We start from the raw sequence: 12,617 nt of genomic DNA on the forward strand, positions 1-12,617 counted from the left end.
TTCGGTAGACTGGGGCGCATGCTGGGAAAGAGCTACGACACACAGGTGTGCTCGATCGCACGTTCCCTGGAGGTGATCGGCGAACGCTGGAGCCTGCTGATCGTTCGCGACGCCCTGTTCGCGGGGGCCACCCGCTACAGCGACTTCCAGCGCAGCCTGGGCATCGCGACCAACGTCCTCCAGTCCCGGCTCGACGGCTTCGTCCAGGCCGGGATCATGCGGCGCCACAAGTACTCCGAGCAGCCCGAACTGTATGAGTACCTGCTGACCGACAAGGGGCGGGCGCTCGTGCCCGCGCTGGTCGCGCTCACCGAATGGGGCGACCAGTGGGCGACCGACGGGGAGCCGCCGATCCTCTACACCCACTCGGTGTGCGGCGCCGGAATCACCCAGCAGACGGTGTGCGCCCACTGCGGTCGGGTGGACGATCCGGCCGAGATCCAGGCCGATACCGGGCCCGGTATGCCCCCCGGTAGGCGATCAATGCGGTGACCACAGTCGGCGGCTGCGTCTCCCCCGACGGGCCCGGGGGCGGCTTGCCGTACAGGAAGCTTGCCGTACAGGAAGACGGCGGGCCGCGTGAGGAACGCGGCCCGCCGGAGAAGGATCAGTACGGACCGGCGCAGGGCAGGCCGGCGGCCCACTGGCCGAAGGAGGCCCAGGGGCTCCAGCCGCTGTTCGGCGCCGTCTGGTGGCGGTCGAAGACGCCGCGCCCCTCGGGCCCGAGAGCCAGCAGTTCGAGGCGCCCGTCGGCGTTGCTCGCCAGCGTGGGCGAGCAACCCGCGGCGGTGGGACCGAAGGCGCCGTCCCAGTCGCTCCACCCGCCGTTCGGCGCGAGTTGGTGCCGGTTGGCGATGGAGGCGCCGCCGGGCGCCAGGGCGAAGACTTCGAGCCTGCCGTCGGCGTTGCGCCCGACGGTCGGCGGCCCGCCCGCGGGACCGCCGAAGGAGGCCCAGTCACTCCACCCGCCGCTGGGCGCCGTCTGCCAGCGGTGGAAGAGGCCGCTGCCCGCGGGGCCGAGGGCGAAGACCTCCAGGCGGCCGTCCGCGTTCTGGCCGACCACCGGCGCCGCGCCCGCTGGGCCGCCGAAGGGAGCCCAGTCGCCCCACCCGCCGCTCGGCGCGGTCTGCAGGCGGTGGTAGATGCCCGTCCCGCCGGGGCTGAGCGCGAACACCTCCAGGCGGCCGTCGGCGTTGCGCGCGACGGTCGGCACGGCTCCGGCCGAGTCGCCGAACCTCTCCCACCCGCTCCAGGACCCACTCGGCGCGGTCTGCCAGCGGTGGTACAGGTTGTTGCTGCCCGGCTCCATGACGAAGGCCTCGAGCCTGCCGTCGGCGTTCGCGGCGACGGCCGGGTTTTGCGCGCTCTGCCACAGCTGCGGATCGGGCGACCACGTCAGCGGGGCCAGCCACAGCCCCTGCTGGAACCAGCCGGCTCCGGTGACCCACCAGGAGGCGCCGTCCTGGACGACCTCGGCGGCGTGCGCGTTGACGTGCCCCGCGTAGTCGTTGATCGAGAAGTTGTAGGGGCTGCGGCTGCGGTAGACGTCGGTGCCGGCGTAGCCGCCGCGCGGGCCGATGAACAGGTACCACCAGCCGTCCCGCTGCACCACGAACGGCGACTCGGTGAGCTCGTACACCCAGCCGACCACGGGGTCGCTGTAGGCGATGTGCCGGGGGCTCCAGGACTTCAGGTCGGGACTGGTCCGGTAGGCGACCGCGTAGTTGCCGACGCCGCCCGTCGTGGTCGTGGTGTAGTAGATCACCCACTGGCCGTCGATCCACGTGACCATCGGGTCCCTGGCCTCGGCGCCGTCCGTGAACGCGATCCCTTCCCGGTGCCAGTTCCACAGGTCCGTGGACGTGGCGTACTTGATCTTGGCGCTGTCCGCGCTGCCCGCGGCGTAGAACATGACGTACGTGCCGCCGTTCTTGACCACGTGCGGGGCCCACACGTGGCTCTCGCCGTAGGCATCGGGATTGGTGAGGACGTCGGGCTCCATGTGCCACGGCCCGGCCAGGTTCGTGGCGGTGGCGTGAATGAGCTGGTCCTCGCCGTCGGGATCCGCCGGGTCCGCCACCCCGGTGATGCCGAACAGGTGCCATTTCAAGCCGTCGTAGATGAGGGTGTGGTCGTTGATGTAGAGCTGTCCCTCCCTTCCGTTGTACGTGCCTCTGCCCGGGTTCCACACGTGGTCGAAGGTGCCGGCGGTGGGCCAGGCGAGGTCGGTCTCCGGGGCCGGCCACGGCGCGGCCGCGGCGGGTAAGCAGATCAGGGACGAGACCAGGAGCGCGCAGAGCACGCTGACGCTGAACAACCTCTTCATGGAGCGGTTCGCATTCTCGAGGCGGACAGGCTTCTGGAAATCGTTTTCTCGCAACTCCTGCGGATCGTCAAGATATATCCGTAAACTCCGGGTAATCGATTTCTCAACTACTGTCCCGCCCGCTCAAGGAGCGAGTCGTAACGGCGGCCGGCCCCGCATCACCGGAGGAGCGTCTCCCTGGACAGGGCCCGGCCGAAGTATGGCGACTGGCGATGGGGCGGCCTTGCCGTACAGCAGCACTCACAGGCTGCGCGCCACGCTCGCCGTGAGCAGCACCAGCACGAAGGTGGCCACCCCCGCCAGGCCGTGCAGCAGTACGGCGAGCACGGGGAAGCGCCGCTCGGCCCCCCTGGCGTGCCGCCCGCCGCCCAGCCACCGGGTGAACATGGTGAACCCGAGCAGCGCCGCCGAGGCGAGCACCCCGAACGACACCCAGGCCAGCACCTTGCTGCCGGTCAGCAGGAACGCCACCCAGCACCCCAGCCCGGTCACGGCCAGCGCGGGATGGGAGAAGATCAGGGTGACCGGGAACCGGGTCACCTTCGTCGCCTGTTGTCGCAGCCCGCCGCCCGACAGCCACAGATAGAGCAGGTAGATCCCGACCAGCGCGGTGAACAACCACGTCACGGCAGTGGCCAGACCCACTGGGCCTCCCTGTAGTCCCTGATCCCTGGTGCCACGTTATGCACATCTCTCCACGTACGTCATGGGGATGTACCAAAGTGCTATATCTGCCTTCAAGCGCTGAGTGTCGGAGCCGTGTGCCAAGGTAGAGGGGTGCGCCGCATCCATCCCGACATACAGGACAACCCGGACATCGAGCTGGCCTATGCCTACCCCGCGGGGCGGCCCTGGCTGCGGGTCAACATGGTGGCCAGCGCCGACGGCGCCGCCTGGGTGAAGGGCCTGTCCGGCGGCCTGTCCAGCAAGGGCGACCGGCGCATCTTCGGAGTGCTGCGCGGGCTGGCCGACGTTATCGTGGCCGGGGCCGCGACCGTCCGCACCGAGGGATACGGCCCGGCCAAGCCGCGCGAGTCCTGGAAGGTGCTGCGCGCGGGCCGGCCCGCGGCCCCGCCGATCGCGGTCGTCACCCGGCGGCTCGACCTCGACCTGGGCAGCCCGCTGTTCACCCAGGCGGAGGCGCGGACCATCGTCATCACCTGCGAGGCCGCGCCCGCCGACCGGCGCGAGGACGCCGCCCGGATGGCCGACGTGATCGTGGCGGGCGACGAGCGGGTGGACATGACGCTCGCCGTACGGGAGTTGCACGACCGGGGGCTGACCCGGGTGCTGTGCGAGGGCGGGCCGCGCCTCAACGGGCAGCTGGCCGCCGCGGACCTGATCGACGAGCTGTGCGTGTCGACCAGCCCGATGCTGGTGGGCGGCGGCGCGGCACGGATACTGAACGGCGAGTCCGCGCAGGTGAAGCTGGGCCTGCGGCAGGTTCTGGAGGAGGAGGGCGTCCTCTTCTGCGCGTACACGAGGGAGCTGGCCGATGGATGACGAGGAACTCCGGCTCGACCTGCCGGTGCTGCCGCCCGTGGCGCCGATGCTGGCCAAGGCCGTCAAGGCCATGCCCAAGCAGGACGGCACGCTGTTCTACGAGCCGAAGTGGGACGGCTTCCGCTGCATCATCTTCCGCGACGGCGACGAGGTCTTCCTCGGCAGCCGCAACGAGCGGCCGTTCACGCGCTACTTCCCCGAGCTGGTGGAAGCGGTCAAGGCGGAGCTGCCGGACAAGTGCGTGGTCGACGGGGAGATCGTGCTGCCGCGGGGCAGCCACCTCGACTTCGACGCGCTGCAGCAGCGCATCCATCCTGCGGCCTCGCGGGTGAACATGCTCGCCGAGCAGACCCCGGCCTCGTTCGTCGCCTTCGACCTGCTGGCGCTGGGGGACGAGTCGTTCATGGAGGCGCCCTTCGCCGAGCGGCGGGAGCGCCTGGAGGGGATGTTCCCGGAGAAGGGCGGGTCGATCAGGCTGACACCCGTCACGACGAACGACTCCCAGGCCGAGGAGTGGTTCGAGATGTTCGAGGGCGCCGGGCTCGACGGGATCATCGTCAAGCCGGGCGACCAGCCCTACGTGCCGGACAAGCGCACGATGTTCAAGGTCAAGCACGAGCGCACCGCCGACGTGGTGATCGCCGGATTCCGCGAGCACAAGACCGGGCCGATCATCGGCTCGATCCTGCTCGGCCTGTACGGGCCCGACGGCAAGCTGCACCACGTCGGGGTGGCGGCCTCCTTCCCGATGGCGCGCAGGGCCGAGCTGATGGAGGAGTTGCGGCCCTACATCGCCGAGCTGGGCGAGCACCCGTGGGGCCACTGGGCCGAGCAGGCCGCGGCCACCATCGGCCAGCCCGCGGCGGGCCCCGCCCGGGGCGGGCAGCGGGTGCCCGGCGCGGTCTCGCGGTGGAACGCCAAGAAGGACCTGTCGTTCACCCCGCTGCGGCCCGAGCTGGTGATCGAGGTGGCCTACGACCAGATGGAGGGCGACCGGTTCCGCCACACCGCGCAGTGGCGGCGCTGGCGTCCCGACCGCACGCCCGAGTCGTGCACCTACGAGCAGCTCGAGCGCCCGGTTTCCTACGAGCTCGAGGACATCCTCGCCAGGTAGCCTCGATCCATGAGCACCGGTGATGAGTTAAGGGCCGCGGTCTCGGCCCGCCGCGAACTGGGCCCCGACTACGAGGACGCCGTCGTCGAGTCGTTCCTCGACAGGATGGGCAAGGAGGTCGACCGGCGGGTCGACGAACGCCTGGCCACGGCCAACCCCAAGGCGCTGGACAAGCGGCAGAAGACGGCCGACGGACTGAGGCTGGCGCTGGCGATCGTCTCGATGTCGCTCGGCACGCTCGGCACGATCGCGATCGCCGTCTCGGGTGGATCCGAGCGGCCCTTCCTGATCATCTGGCTGGGGATCGTGCTGGTGAACCTGGTGTTCGCGCTGGGCCGCCGGAGCGGCTAGCCGAGCCAGATGAGCCCGGCGAAGCGGCCGCCGGGCTGCTCGCGGCGGTGGGAGTAGAGCTCTGCCGACTCGATCGTGCACCGCGCGTCGTGCCGGACCTGCGCCACGCCCGCCGCACGCAGCTGCGCCTCGATGCCCGCACGCAGGTCGAGCGCCGGCGTGTCCCACGAGGTGGTCGAGAACGTCTCGGGGACCGCCGCGGCCACCCGCTCGCGCAGGTCGGCGGGCACCTCGTAGCAGCGCCCGCAGGCGCCGGGGCCGACCAGCGCGACCATCCGCGCCGGATCCGCGCCCTTGGCGGCCATGGCCTCGACCAGGGCGGTGGCGATGCCCGCCTCGGTGCCGGGCCGCCCCGAGTGCGCGGCGCCCACGATCCGGGCCTCGGGGTCGCCCACCAGCACCGCCGGGCAGTCGGCGCCCAGGGAGGCCAGCGCCAGCCTCGGCTCGCTGGTGAACACGCCGTCCAGCGGCGGTGCCTCGGTCCCGAACGGCTCGCTCACGTAGGCGACCTCCGCGCTGTGCACCTGGCGCATGAACACGATCGCCCGCACGCCCAGCTCCCGCGCCACGTCCTCGCGGTTGGCGCGCACGGCCTCCGGGTCGTCGCCGACCAGCCCGCCGAGGTTGCGCGAGCCGTACGGCGGGCGGCTGACACCGCCGTGACGGTCGGTGACGGCGACCTGGATCCCCGGAGCTAGCTGCATGCCCTGATCCTATCGACTCTCGAAAAGAGGTGACTCGATTCGAGAGTCTCGATTAGTGTCATCGCCATGAGCTTCGTCTCCACGCCACACGGTGTCCGCCTCTCCTTCGTCGACTCCGGCGGTCCCGGCCGCCCGATCCTCGCCCTGCACGGCGCCTTCGGCCGTGGCCGTTCCTTCATGCCGCTCGCCGAGCGCCTCGGCCGTCGCGTCATCGCGCCCGACCAGCGCGGCCACGGCCTGTCGGACAAGCCGGGTGACTACTCGCGCGAGGGCTTCCTCGCCGACGCCGCCGCCTTCATCGAGGCGCTGGACCTCGCGCCGGTCACGATCGTCGGCCACTCACTCGGCGCGATCAACGCCTACCAGCTGGCGGCCCGCCGTCCCGAGCTGGTGGAGTCGTTCGTGGCCATCGACTTCCCCGCCGAGGCGGGCGCGTTCACCGACCCCTGGCTCGACGAGCTGCCCGACCGCTTCGCCAGCCTCACCCAGCTCGAGCAGGCGCTCAAGCGGGTGGTCTCCACGGACGTGCCAGGACACTTCCTGGAGAGCGCCTTCGAGGACGAGCGCGGCTGGGGCTTCCTGTGGAACGCCGAGGACATCCGCGCCACCAAACGCGGCATCGCCGGGTCCTGGTGGGACGACTGGACCTCCAGCCCGCAGCCCGCCCTCCTGGTGGTGGGGGGCGCCAGCCCCGTCGCCCCTCGCGCACCCGAGATGATCGCCCGCCGGCCGCACACGCGCCTCGTCACGATCCCCGGCGCCGGCCACGACCTCTACCTCAGCCACACCGACGCCCTCGCCGAGGCCATCGCCACCTTCCTGCCCACCCCGGTCGCCTGACAGGCCCCCCTCTTTCAGCTGTACGGCAAGCCACCCCACCGCCACCCGCCGCACTTCGGCCGGGCCCCGTCCAGGGAGACGCTCCTCAGGTGACGCATGGCCGGCCGCCGTGACGACTCGCTCCTGGAGCGGGCACGCACGGACCCCAGCGGCAGCGGGCTAGGGGAGAGGGCTGCGAAGGAGCTGGATGCTGCGGGAAGTGACCGCCACCAGGGAGCCGGGCGACCAGTGGTCGTCGGGGAACGGGCCTGCCTGGAAGGTGTCGTCGTTGGTGTCGAGGATCGGGATCCAGGTGGGACCGAACTCGGGGCCAGGCAGGGTGAACGTCAGGTCCTCGTGGTGGGCGTTGATGAGCATGAGGAACGAGTCGTCGGTGATCGGCTCCCCGCGTGGCCCAGGCTCCGTGATGGCCTCGCCGTTCAGGTAGACCATGAGCGACTTGGCGTAGCCGGTGTGCCAGTCGCCGGCCGTCATCTCCGCGCCGGCGGGCGTGAGCCAGACCAGGTCGCGTTTGCCGCCGTCGGAGGAGCCGCCGTGGAAGAAGCGGCGGCGCTGGAAGACCGGGTGGTCACGGCGCAGCCGCGAAAGCGACCGGACGAACTCCAGCAGGTCCGACTCGGTGCGCAGCATCGACCAGTCGATCCAGGCGATCTCGTTGTCCTGGCAGTAGGCGTTGTTGTTGCCCCGCTGGGTGCGGCCCAGCTCGTCGCCGTGGGACAGCATCGGCACGCCCTGCGACAGGAACAGCGTGGTCAGGAAGTTGCGCCGCTGCCTGTGACGCAGCCGGACGATCTCCGGGTCCTCCACCGGGCCCTCGACGCCGCAGTTCCACGAGCGGTTGTCGTCGGTGCCGTCGCGGTTGTCCTCGCTGTTGGCCTCGTTGTGCTTGCGGTCGTAGGAGACCAGGTCCGCGAGGGTGAAGCCGTCGTGGCAGGTCACGAAGTTGATCGAGGCGACGGGGCGGCGGCCCGAGGTGGCGTACAGGTCGGCCGAGCCGGTCAGCCGGGAGGCGAACTCCGGCAGCGCCGAGCCCGTCCCCCGCCAGAAGTCGCGCACGGTGTCGCGGAACTTCCCGTTCCACTCCGTCCACAACGGGGGGAAGTTACCGACCTGGTAGCCGCCCGGCCCCACGTCCCAGGGCTCGGCGATCAGCTTGACCTGCGAGATGACCGGATCCTGCTGGATGAGGTCGAAGAACGCCGACAGCCGGTCCACGTCGTGCAGCTCGCGGGCCAGCGCCGCCGCCAGGTCGAAGCGGAACCCGTCGACGTGCATGTCGAGCACCCAGTACCGCAGCGAGTCCATGATCAGCTGCAGCGCGTGCGGCGAGCGGACGTTCAGCGAGTTTCCGCACCCGGTGTAGTCGAGGTAGTAGCGCCGGTCGCCGTCGTGCAGCCGGTAGTAGGCGGCGTTGTCGATCCCGCGGAAGCCCAGCGTGGGCCCCATGTGGTCGCCCTCGGCCGTGTGGTTGTAGACCACGTCCAGGATGACCTCGATGCCCGCCTCGTGCAGCGCCCGCACCATGGCCTTGAACTCCAGCACCTGCTCGCCGCGGGTCCCCGAGCTGGAGTAGCCCGCGTGCGGCGCCAGGTAGGCCATCGTGTTGTAGCCCCAGTAGTTCGTCAGCCCGCGCGCCACCAGGAAGTGCTCGGGCATGAAGTGGTGCACCGGCATCAGCTCGACGGCCGTCACACCCAGCGACAGCAGGTGGTCGATGATCGCCGGATGCCCGATCGCGGCGTACGTCCCGCGCTGCTCCTCGGGCACCGCCGGGTGCCGCATCGTCATCCCGCGCACGTGCGCCTCGTAGATCACGGTCTGGTGGTACGGCGTGCGCGGCGCCCGATCGTTGCCCCAGTCGAAGAACGGGTTGATCACCACGTTCTTCGGCATGAAGGGCGCGCTGTCTTCGGTGTTCGACGCCTCGGGCCGGGTGAAGCGGTAGGGGAACAGCGCCTCGTTCCACACCAGCTCGCCGTCGATCGCCTTGGCGTACGGGTCGAGCAGCAGCTTGGCCGGGTTGCACCGGTGTCCCCTGGCCGGTTCGTAGGGTCCGTGGACGCGGTAGCCGTACCGCTGGCCCGGCATGATGCCCGGCAGGTAGCCATGCCAGACGAAGCCGTCGACTTCGGGCAGGTCGACGCGCTCCTCGGAGCCGTCATCCCCGAACAGGCACAGCTCGACCCGCTCGGCGACCTCGGAGAACACCGAGAAACTGGTGCCCACGCCGTCCCAGGTGCCGCCGAGTGGATAGGGCTCGCCCGGCCAGACCTCGCGCATGTGACCCAATTGTCGCACGCGATCGCGTTCCCGCTACAGCAGTTCGGCCGTCAGCGTGATCGTCGTGCCCGTCAGGGCTTTGCTGACCGGGCAGTTGGCCTTCGCGGTCTCGGCGGCCTGCTGGAACTGCTCGGCCGTGATGCCGGGCACGTGGCCCTTCACGCTGAGCGCGATGCCCGTGATGCCCTCGCCCGGCTGGAAGGTCACGTCAGCGCTGGTCTGCAGCGACTCGGGCGGCGTGCCCGCGCCGGCCAGGCCATGCGACAGGGCCATCGAGAAGCAGGAGGAGTGCGCGGCGGCGATCAGCTCCTCCGGGGAGGTCTTGCCGTTGGCGGCCTCGGCTCGCGAAGCCCAGGAGACCTCGAAGGTGCCGACGCCCGAGGTGTCGAGCGAGACGGTGCCCGACCCGTCGAGCAGGGCACCCTTCCACTGCGTGGTAGCGGTACGGGTGGTGGCCATGGCGGCTGTCCCTTCATCGGCTTGCGCTCCAGTCACGAACATATCGCGCGAGCTGCCTCGGGACCCCGCCTCACCCCTGCGGGCGTGGCGCATCCACGCTGCGCCAGGCGATTTCGGAAATGGCGTGACGTTCGTCATCCGCCTCAACTTTTCCGGCGAATAATGACATGCTCGGGTCGCGGCGCACCCGCCGCCTTGGTCCGGATCACGGGAGCGTGGTGCCAGTGGAGGCACCGTACGACGACCGCCTGCTGCACCAGCGGGTGGTCGGCGGTGACGAGTCCGCACTCGGGGAGGTCTACGATCGGCTCTCCTCGCTGATCTTCGGCTTGGCCCTGCGCGTCACCAGGGACCGAGTGATCGCCGAGGACATCACCCAGGAGGTGTTCCTGGTCTTCTGGGAGCGGCCGCTGGCCTACGACCCGGAACGCGGCACGTTGCGCGCCTGGCTGGCCACGATCGCGCACAGGCGCGCGGTCGACCACGTCCGTGCCGAGGAGCGCCGCCGCGTGTCGGCGCTCGGGCCCCGCCTGTTCGAGCCCGAGCCGGCCAGGCTGGAGGAGAACGTGCTGGCCGCCGACGAGGCCAAGCGGGTGCGGCAGGCGGTGACGGAGTTACCCGACAGCCTGCGCCAGGCCGTCGAGCTGGCTTACTTCGGGGGCAGGACCTACCGGCAGGTGGGCGAGGAGCTGGGCGTGCCCGAGGGCACCGCCAAATCGCGCATCCGGCTGGCGCTGCGGCGCCTGGCGGACGCGCTGTCGGAGGAAGAGGTGTGATGGAGCCCGTCGAGCGTCTCTACCTGGACGCGCTGATGGAGGAGCCGGCCGTGCCTGAGCGGTCGCTGCGCCCGCAGCTGCTGGCCGGGGCCAGGGCGCGGCGCAGGCCCGCCGCCGCCACCGCGGCCTGGGCGCAGCCGTACGCCGCCCGGGTGGCCGCCATGGACGCGCTGCTGGCCGCCGCGGTCGACGAGGACTGGTCCCGCGTGATCGTCGAAGGCTGGACGCTGCAGGAGCTCGTGGCCCATCTCGCCGCCAAGGACGGCCTGCTCGCGGCCTCGGTCGGCGCCCCCGTGCTGGGACCAGAGCTGCGCGCCGCCGACGCGGCCGGCCGTACGGCCGACGTGCAGGCGCACGAGCGCAACCGCAGTCCCGAGCAGACCCGCCGCGACTGGCGGGCGCAGGCCGACGCCCTGTGCCGGCACGTCAGCGAGCTCGACCCCGCCACGCCCGCGGCCGTGGACGGCATCGAGACGCCGCTCGGCGACCAACTGCTGGCCAGGACGCTGGAGACCTGGATCCACACCGACGACGCCGCCAGGACCGCCCACGTCCGCCTGCCGCACCCGATCCCCGAGCACATCCACCCGACCGCGGACCTGTGCACCCGCCTGCTGCCCTGGACGATGATGCTGTCGGGCCTCGACGGCACGGGCCGCACGATCCTGGTCACGCTCACGGGACCGGGCGGCGGCGACTGGCACGTTCCTCTCGGCGTGTCCGACACCGCCGCCGGCACGCCCGAGGCGCACATCACCGCTGACGTGGTCGACTTCTGCTTCCTGCTGGGCGGCCGCGGCACCCACGACACCATCCCCGTCGAGCTCGCGGGCGACCTCTCGCTCGCCCGCGACGTCCTGCGCACGGCCCCTGCCCTGTCCGGCCCCTGACACAGGGACGGCTAGGACCCTCCGGAGAGCTTGGCCGCCGCCTCGGTGACCAGTTCCCTGGCGTACTCGTCGTCGCTCTCCGCCAGCACCCGCTTGACCCCCTGCTCGGCCCGGGAATCGCCACGTTCCGCCAGGCCGCGGGTGGCCTCGGCCACCGTGTGCAGATCCGTGTCGTCGAGCCGGTCCGCCAGCGCCTGCCGTACCTCGGGAGTGTCGAGCTCGAGACCGGCCAGGCCCGCGGTGGCCCAGTCGCGCACCTCGTCGGAGTCGTCGGTGGTCATGGAGATCAGCAGCGCCAGCCCCTCGGCGTTGCCGGGCTGCAGCACGTCGGCCAGCGCGATGGCGTCGGTCATCGTGCGGGTGTGGCCCTCCTGCGTGATGATGTCCATGACGTGGGGGAAGGCGCGCGGATCGCCCTGGTGGCCGAGCGCGGCCAGCACGGACCTGAGCACCTGCGGGCTGGGCTCGGTCGTGGCCATACGCTGCAGCAGCGGCAGCGTGCGCTCCAGGTAGGGCTTGGCGTCCTTGGTGACGCCGAACTGGGCGATGGCGTCCACGCCGAACTCGCGCTCGCGCGCGTCCTGGCTCACGCACAGCCTGCCGAGCGCCTCGTAGGTCTCCTCGTCGGCGCGCCTGCCGAGCGTGTCGGCCACGATCCACCAGGTCTCGGCGTCCTCGTCGGTGTCGCGGTGGGCCAGCGCCCTGGCCACCAGCTCCTCCACCGGCGGCCGCACGTCCGTCGCCTCCTCCAGCAGGGTGGCGATGGCGGCGTGGCCGCGCTGGGCCTGGACCTCCTCGCGGGTGGAGTCGTCGGGGGCCAGCCCGGTCACGGTCACCAGCTCGGTGCCGTCCCTGGCGAACTGGCGGGTCACCACGTAGTCCCAGCCCTCGTTCGCGATGGTCTCCAGGAGCGCGTTCTCCAGGTGCACGCCCACCCAGCCGAGCGCGTTCTCCAAGGGGGTGTCGCCGTCGCCGTCGTACTTCCCGGCGTCGGCGCCCGCCTCGAGCAGCGCCTGGACCACGCCGAGAGCGCCGCGCCTGGCGGCCAGCGTCAGCGGGATGTCGCCGTCCTCGTTGGCCTCGTCGAGGTTCGCCCCGGCCTCGATCAGGACCCGGGCGGTGTCGGCGCAGCCGTTGGCGGCGGCCCACAGCAGGGCGGACCAGCCGCCGCCCTCCCGGCCGTTCACCTCGGCACCGGCGGCCAGCAGCGCCTCGGCGACGGGTGCGTGGTCCCTGGCGGCGGCCGCGCTCAGCGGCAGGCCGTCCGAGGTGGCCTGGTTGGGGTCGGCGCCGCGGGCGAGCAGATCGCTCACGGCAGCCAGGTCGCCGCCCAGCGCGGCCTGGTAGAGCTCATCCTCGTGCATGTGCCGAGCC

13 protein-coding genes are annotated in these 12,617 nt (G+C 71.4%); 7 read left to right on the plus strand and 6 right to left on the minus strand.

Features of this window, described 5'->3' with window-relative positions:
• The first annotated feature begins 18 nt into the window (after positions 1–18).
• A complete protein-coding gene (locus ACIBHX_RS03655) occupies positions 19–492 on the plus strand; it encodes a winged helix-turn-helix transcriptional regulator (protein WP_397063851.1) in 474 nt (157 codons plus the stop codon).
• Between the two features lie 115 nt (positions 493–607).
• Here ACIBHX_RS03655 and ACIBHX_RS03660 read toward each other — a convergent pair whose 3' ends face one another.
• Together ACIBHX_RS03660 and ACIBHX_RS03665 are read right to left on the minus strand one after the other, a co-directional pair.
• Positions 608–2,326, minus strand: a complete 1,719-nt coding sequence (locus ACIBHX_RS03660; RefSeq protein ID WP_397063853.1) for a hypothetical protein — start codon at positions 2,324–2,326, stop codon at positions 608–610.
• Positions 2,327–2,566: 240 nt separating this feature from the next.
• On the minus strand, positions 2,567–2,971 hold the full coding sequence (locus tag ACIBHX_RS03665) for a hypothetical protein (RefSeq protein ID WP_397063855.1): 405 nt from the start codon (positions 2,969–2,971) through the stop codon (positions 2,567–2,569).
• A gap of 132 nt (positions 2,972–3,103) precedes the next feature.
• Between ACIBHX_RS03665 and ACIBHX_RS03670 the strand changes: the two genes are divergently transcribed.
• Genes ACIBHX_RS03670 through ACIBHX_RS03680 form a run of 3 tightly spaced genes read left to right on the plus strand, consistent with a single transcriptional unit; the run spans position 3,104 to position 5,294 of the window.
• Complete coding sequence (locus ACIBHX_RS03670) at positions 3,104–3,829, plus strand: pyrimidine reductase family protein (protein ID WP_397063857.1); 726 nt, start codon at positions 3,104–3,106, stop codon at positions 3,827–3,829.
• Positions 3,822–4,943 carry an ATP-dependent DNA ligase gene (locus tag ACIBHX_RS03675; RefSeq protein ID WP_397063859.1) on the plus strand — a complete coding sequence of 374 codons (1,122 nt, stop codon included), beginning with the start codon at positions 3,822–3,824 and terminating at the stop codon, positions 4,941–4,943. The genes ACIBHX_RS03670 and ACIBHX_RS03675 overlap by 8 nt, the downstream gene beginning before the upstream one ends.
• Before the next feature lie 9 nt (positions 4,944–4,952).
• Complete coding sequence (locus ACIBHX_RS03680; protein ID WP_397063861.1) at positions 4,953–5,294, plus strand: hypothetical protein; 342 nt, start codon at positions 4,953–4,955, stop codon at positions 5,292–5,294.
• Here ACIBHX_RS03680 and pgeF read toward each other — a convergent pair.
• A complete protein-coding gene (pgeF, locus tag ACIBHX_RS03685; protein ID WP_397063863.1) occupies positions 5,291–5,998 on the minus strand; it encodes a peptidoglycan editing factor PgeF in 708 nt (235 codons plus the stop codon). The two genes, ACIBHX_RS03680 and pgeF, sit on opposite strands and share 4 nt — an antisense overlap.
• A gap of 66 nt (positions 5,999–6,064) precedes the next feature.
• Here pgeF and ACIBHX_RS03690 point away from each other — a divergent pair, with 66 nt between their 5' ends.
• Positions 6,065–6,838, plus strand: a complete 774-nt coding sequence (locus ACIBHX_RS03690) for an alpha/beta fold hydrolase (protein WP_397063865.1) — start codon at positions 6,065–6,067, stop codon at positions 6,836–6,838.
• A gap of 159 nt (positions 6,839–6,997) precedes the next feature.
• Here the strand turns inward: ACIBHX_RS03690 and glgX are convergent, their stop codons facing one another.
• Both glgX and ACIBHX_RS03700 read right to left on the minus strand, forming a co-directional pair.
• Positions 6,998–9,118, minus strand: a complete 2,121-nt coding sequence (gene glgX, locus ACIBHX_RS03695; RefSeq protein WP_397063867.1) for a glycogen debranching protein GlgX — start codon at positions 9,116–9,118, stop codon at positions 6,998–7,000.
• A gap of 33 nt (positions 9,119–9,151) precedes the next feature.
• Entirely contained in the window at positions 9,152–9,577 is a 426-nt protein-coding gene (locus ACIBHX_RS03700; RefSeq protein ID WP_214320141.1) for an OsmC family peroxiredoxin, read from the minus strand.
• Between the two features lie 224 nt (positions 9,578–9,801).
• On the opposite strand from ACIBHX_RS03700, the gene ACIBHX_RS03705 reads away from it, so the two are divergent.
• Together ACIBHX_RS03705 and ACIBHX_RS03710 are read left to right on the plus strand one after the other, a co-directional pair.
• A complete protein-coding gene (locus ACIBHX_RS03705) occupies positions 9,802–10,353 on the plus strand; it encodes a sigma-70 family RNA polymerase sigma factor (protein ID WP_397063869.1) in 552 nt (183 codons plus the stop codon).
• The gene (locus tag ACIBHX_RS03710) at positions 10,353–11,243 is read left to right on the plus strand and encodes a maleylpyruvate isomerase family mycothiol-dependent enzyme (protein ID WP_397065016.1); all 891 of its coding nucleotides are present in this window, start codon (positions 10,353–10,355) and stop codon (positions 11,241–11,243) included. Before ACIBHX_RS03705 ends, ACIBHX_RS03710 begins: the two co-directional genes overlap by 1 nt.
• Before the next feature lie 11 nt (positions 11,244–11,254).
• Here ACIBHX_RS03710 and ACIBHX_RS03715 read toward each other — a convergent pair whose 3' ends face one another.
• The gene (locus ACIBHX_RS03715) at positions 11,255–12,607 is read right to left on the minus strand and encodes a HEAT repeat domain-containing protein (RefSeq protein WP_397063871.1); all 1,353 of its coding nucleotides are present in this window, start codon (positions 12,605–12,607) and stop codon (positions 11,255–11,257) included.
• Positions 12,608–12,617: the final 10 nt, after the last annotated feature.

The organism is Nonomuraea sp. NPDC050536 (genome assembly GCF_044457685.1).
GTDB lineage: Bacteria > Actinomycetota > Actinomycetes > Streptosporangiales > Streptosporangiaceae > Nonomuraea.

Bases quoted from the DNA above. Each gene is read 5' to 3' on its own strand.
- ACIBHX_RS03680 (WP_397063861.1), top strand. From the start codon at position 4,953: ATGAGCACCGGTGATGAGTTAAGGGCCGCGGTCTCGGCCCGCCGCGAA.
- ACIBHX_RS03710 (WP_397065016.1), top strand. From the start codon at position 10,353: ATGGAGCCCGTCGAGCGTCTCTACCTGGACGCGCTGATGGAGGAGCCG.
- ACIBHX_RS03690 (WP_397063865.1), top strand. From the start codon at position 6,065: ATGAGCTTCGTCTCCACGCCACACGGTGTCCGCCTCTCCTTCGTCGAC.
- ACIBHX_RS03655 (WP_397063851.1), top strand. From the start codon at position 19: ATGCTGGGAAAGAGCTACGACACACAGGTGTGCTCGATCGCACGTTCC.
- ACIBHX_RS03715 (WP_397063871.1), bottom strand. From the start codon at position 12,607: ATGCACGAGGATGAGCTCTACCAGGCCGCGCTGGGCGGCGACCTGGCT.
- ACIBHX_RS03700 (WP_214320141.1), bottom strand. From the start codon at position 9,577: ATGGCCACCACCCGTACCGCTACCACGCAGTGGAAGGGTGCCCTGCTC.
- pgeF (WP_397063863.1), bottom strand. From the start codon at position 5,998: ATGCAGCTAGCTCCGGGGATCCAGGTCGCCGTCACCGACCGTCACGGC.
- ACIBHX_RS03675 (WP_397063859.1), top strand. From the start codon at position 3,822: ATGGATGACGAGGAACTCCGGCTCGACCTGCCGGTGCTGCCGCCCGTG.
- ACIBHX_RS03660 (WP_397063853.1), bottom strand. From the start codon at position 2,326: ATGAAGAGGTTGTTCAGCGTCAGCGTGCTCTGCGCGCTCCTGGTCTCG.
- glgX (WP_397063867.1), bottom strand. From the start codon at position 9,118: ATGCGCGAGGTCTGGCCGGGCGAGCCCTATCCACTCGGCGGCACCTGG.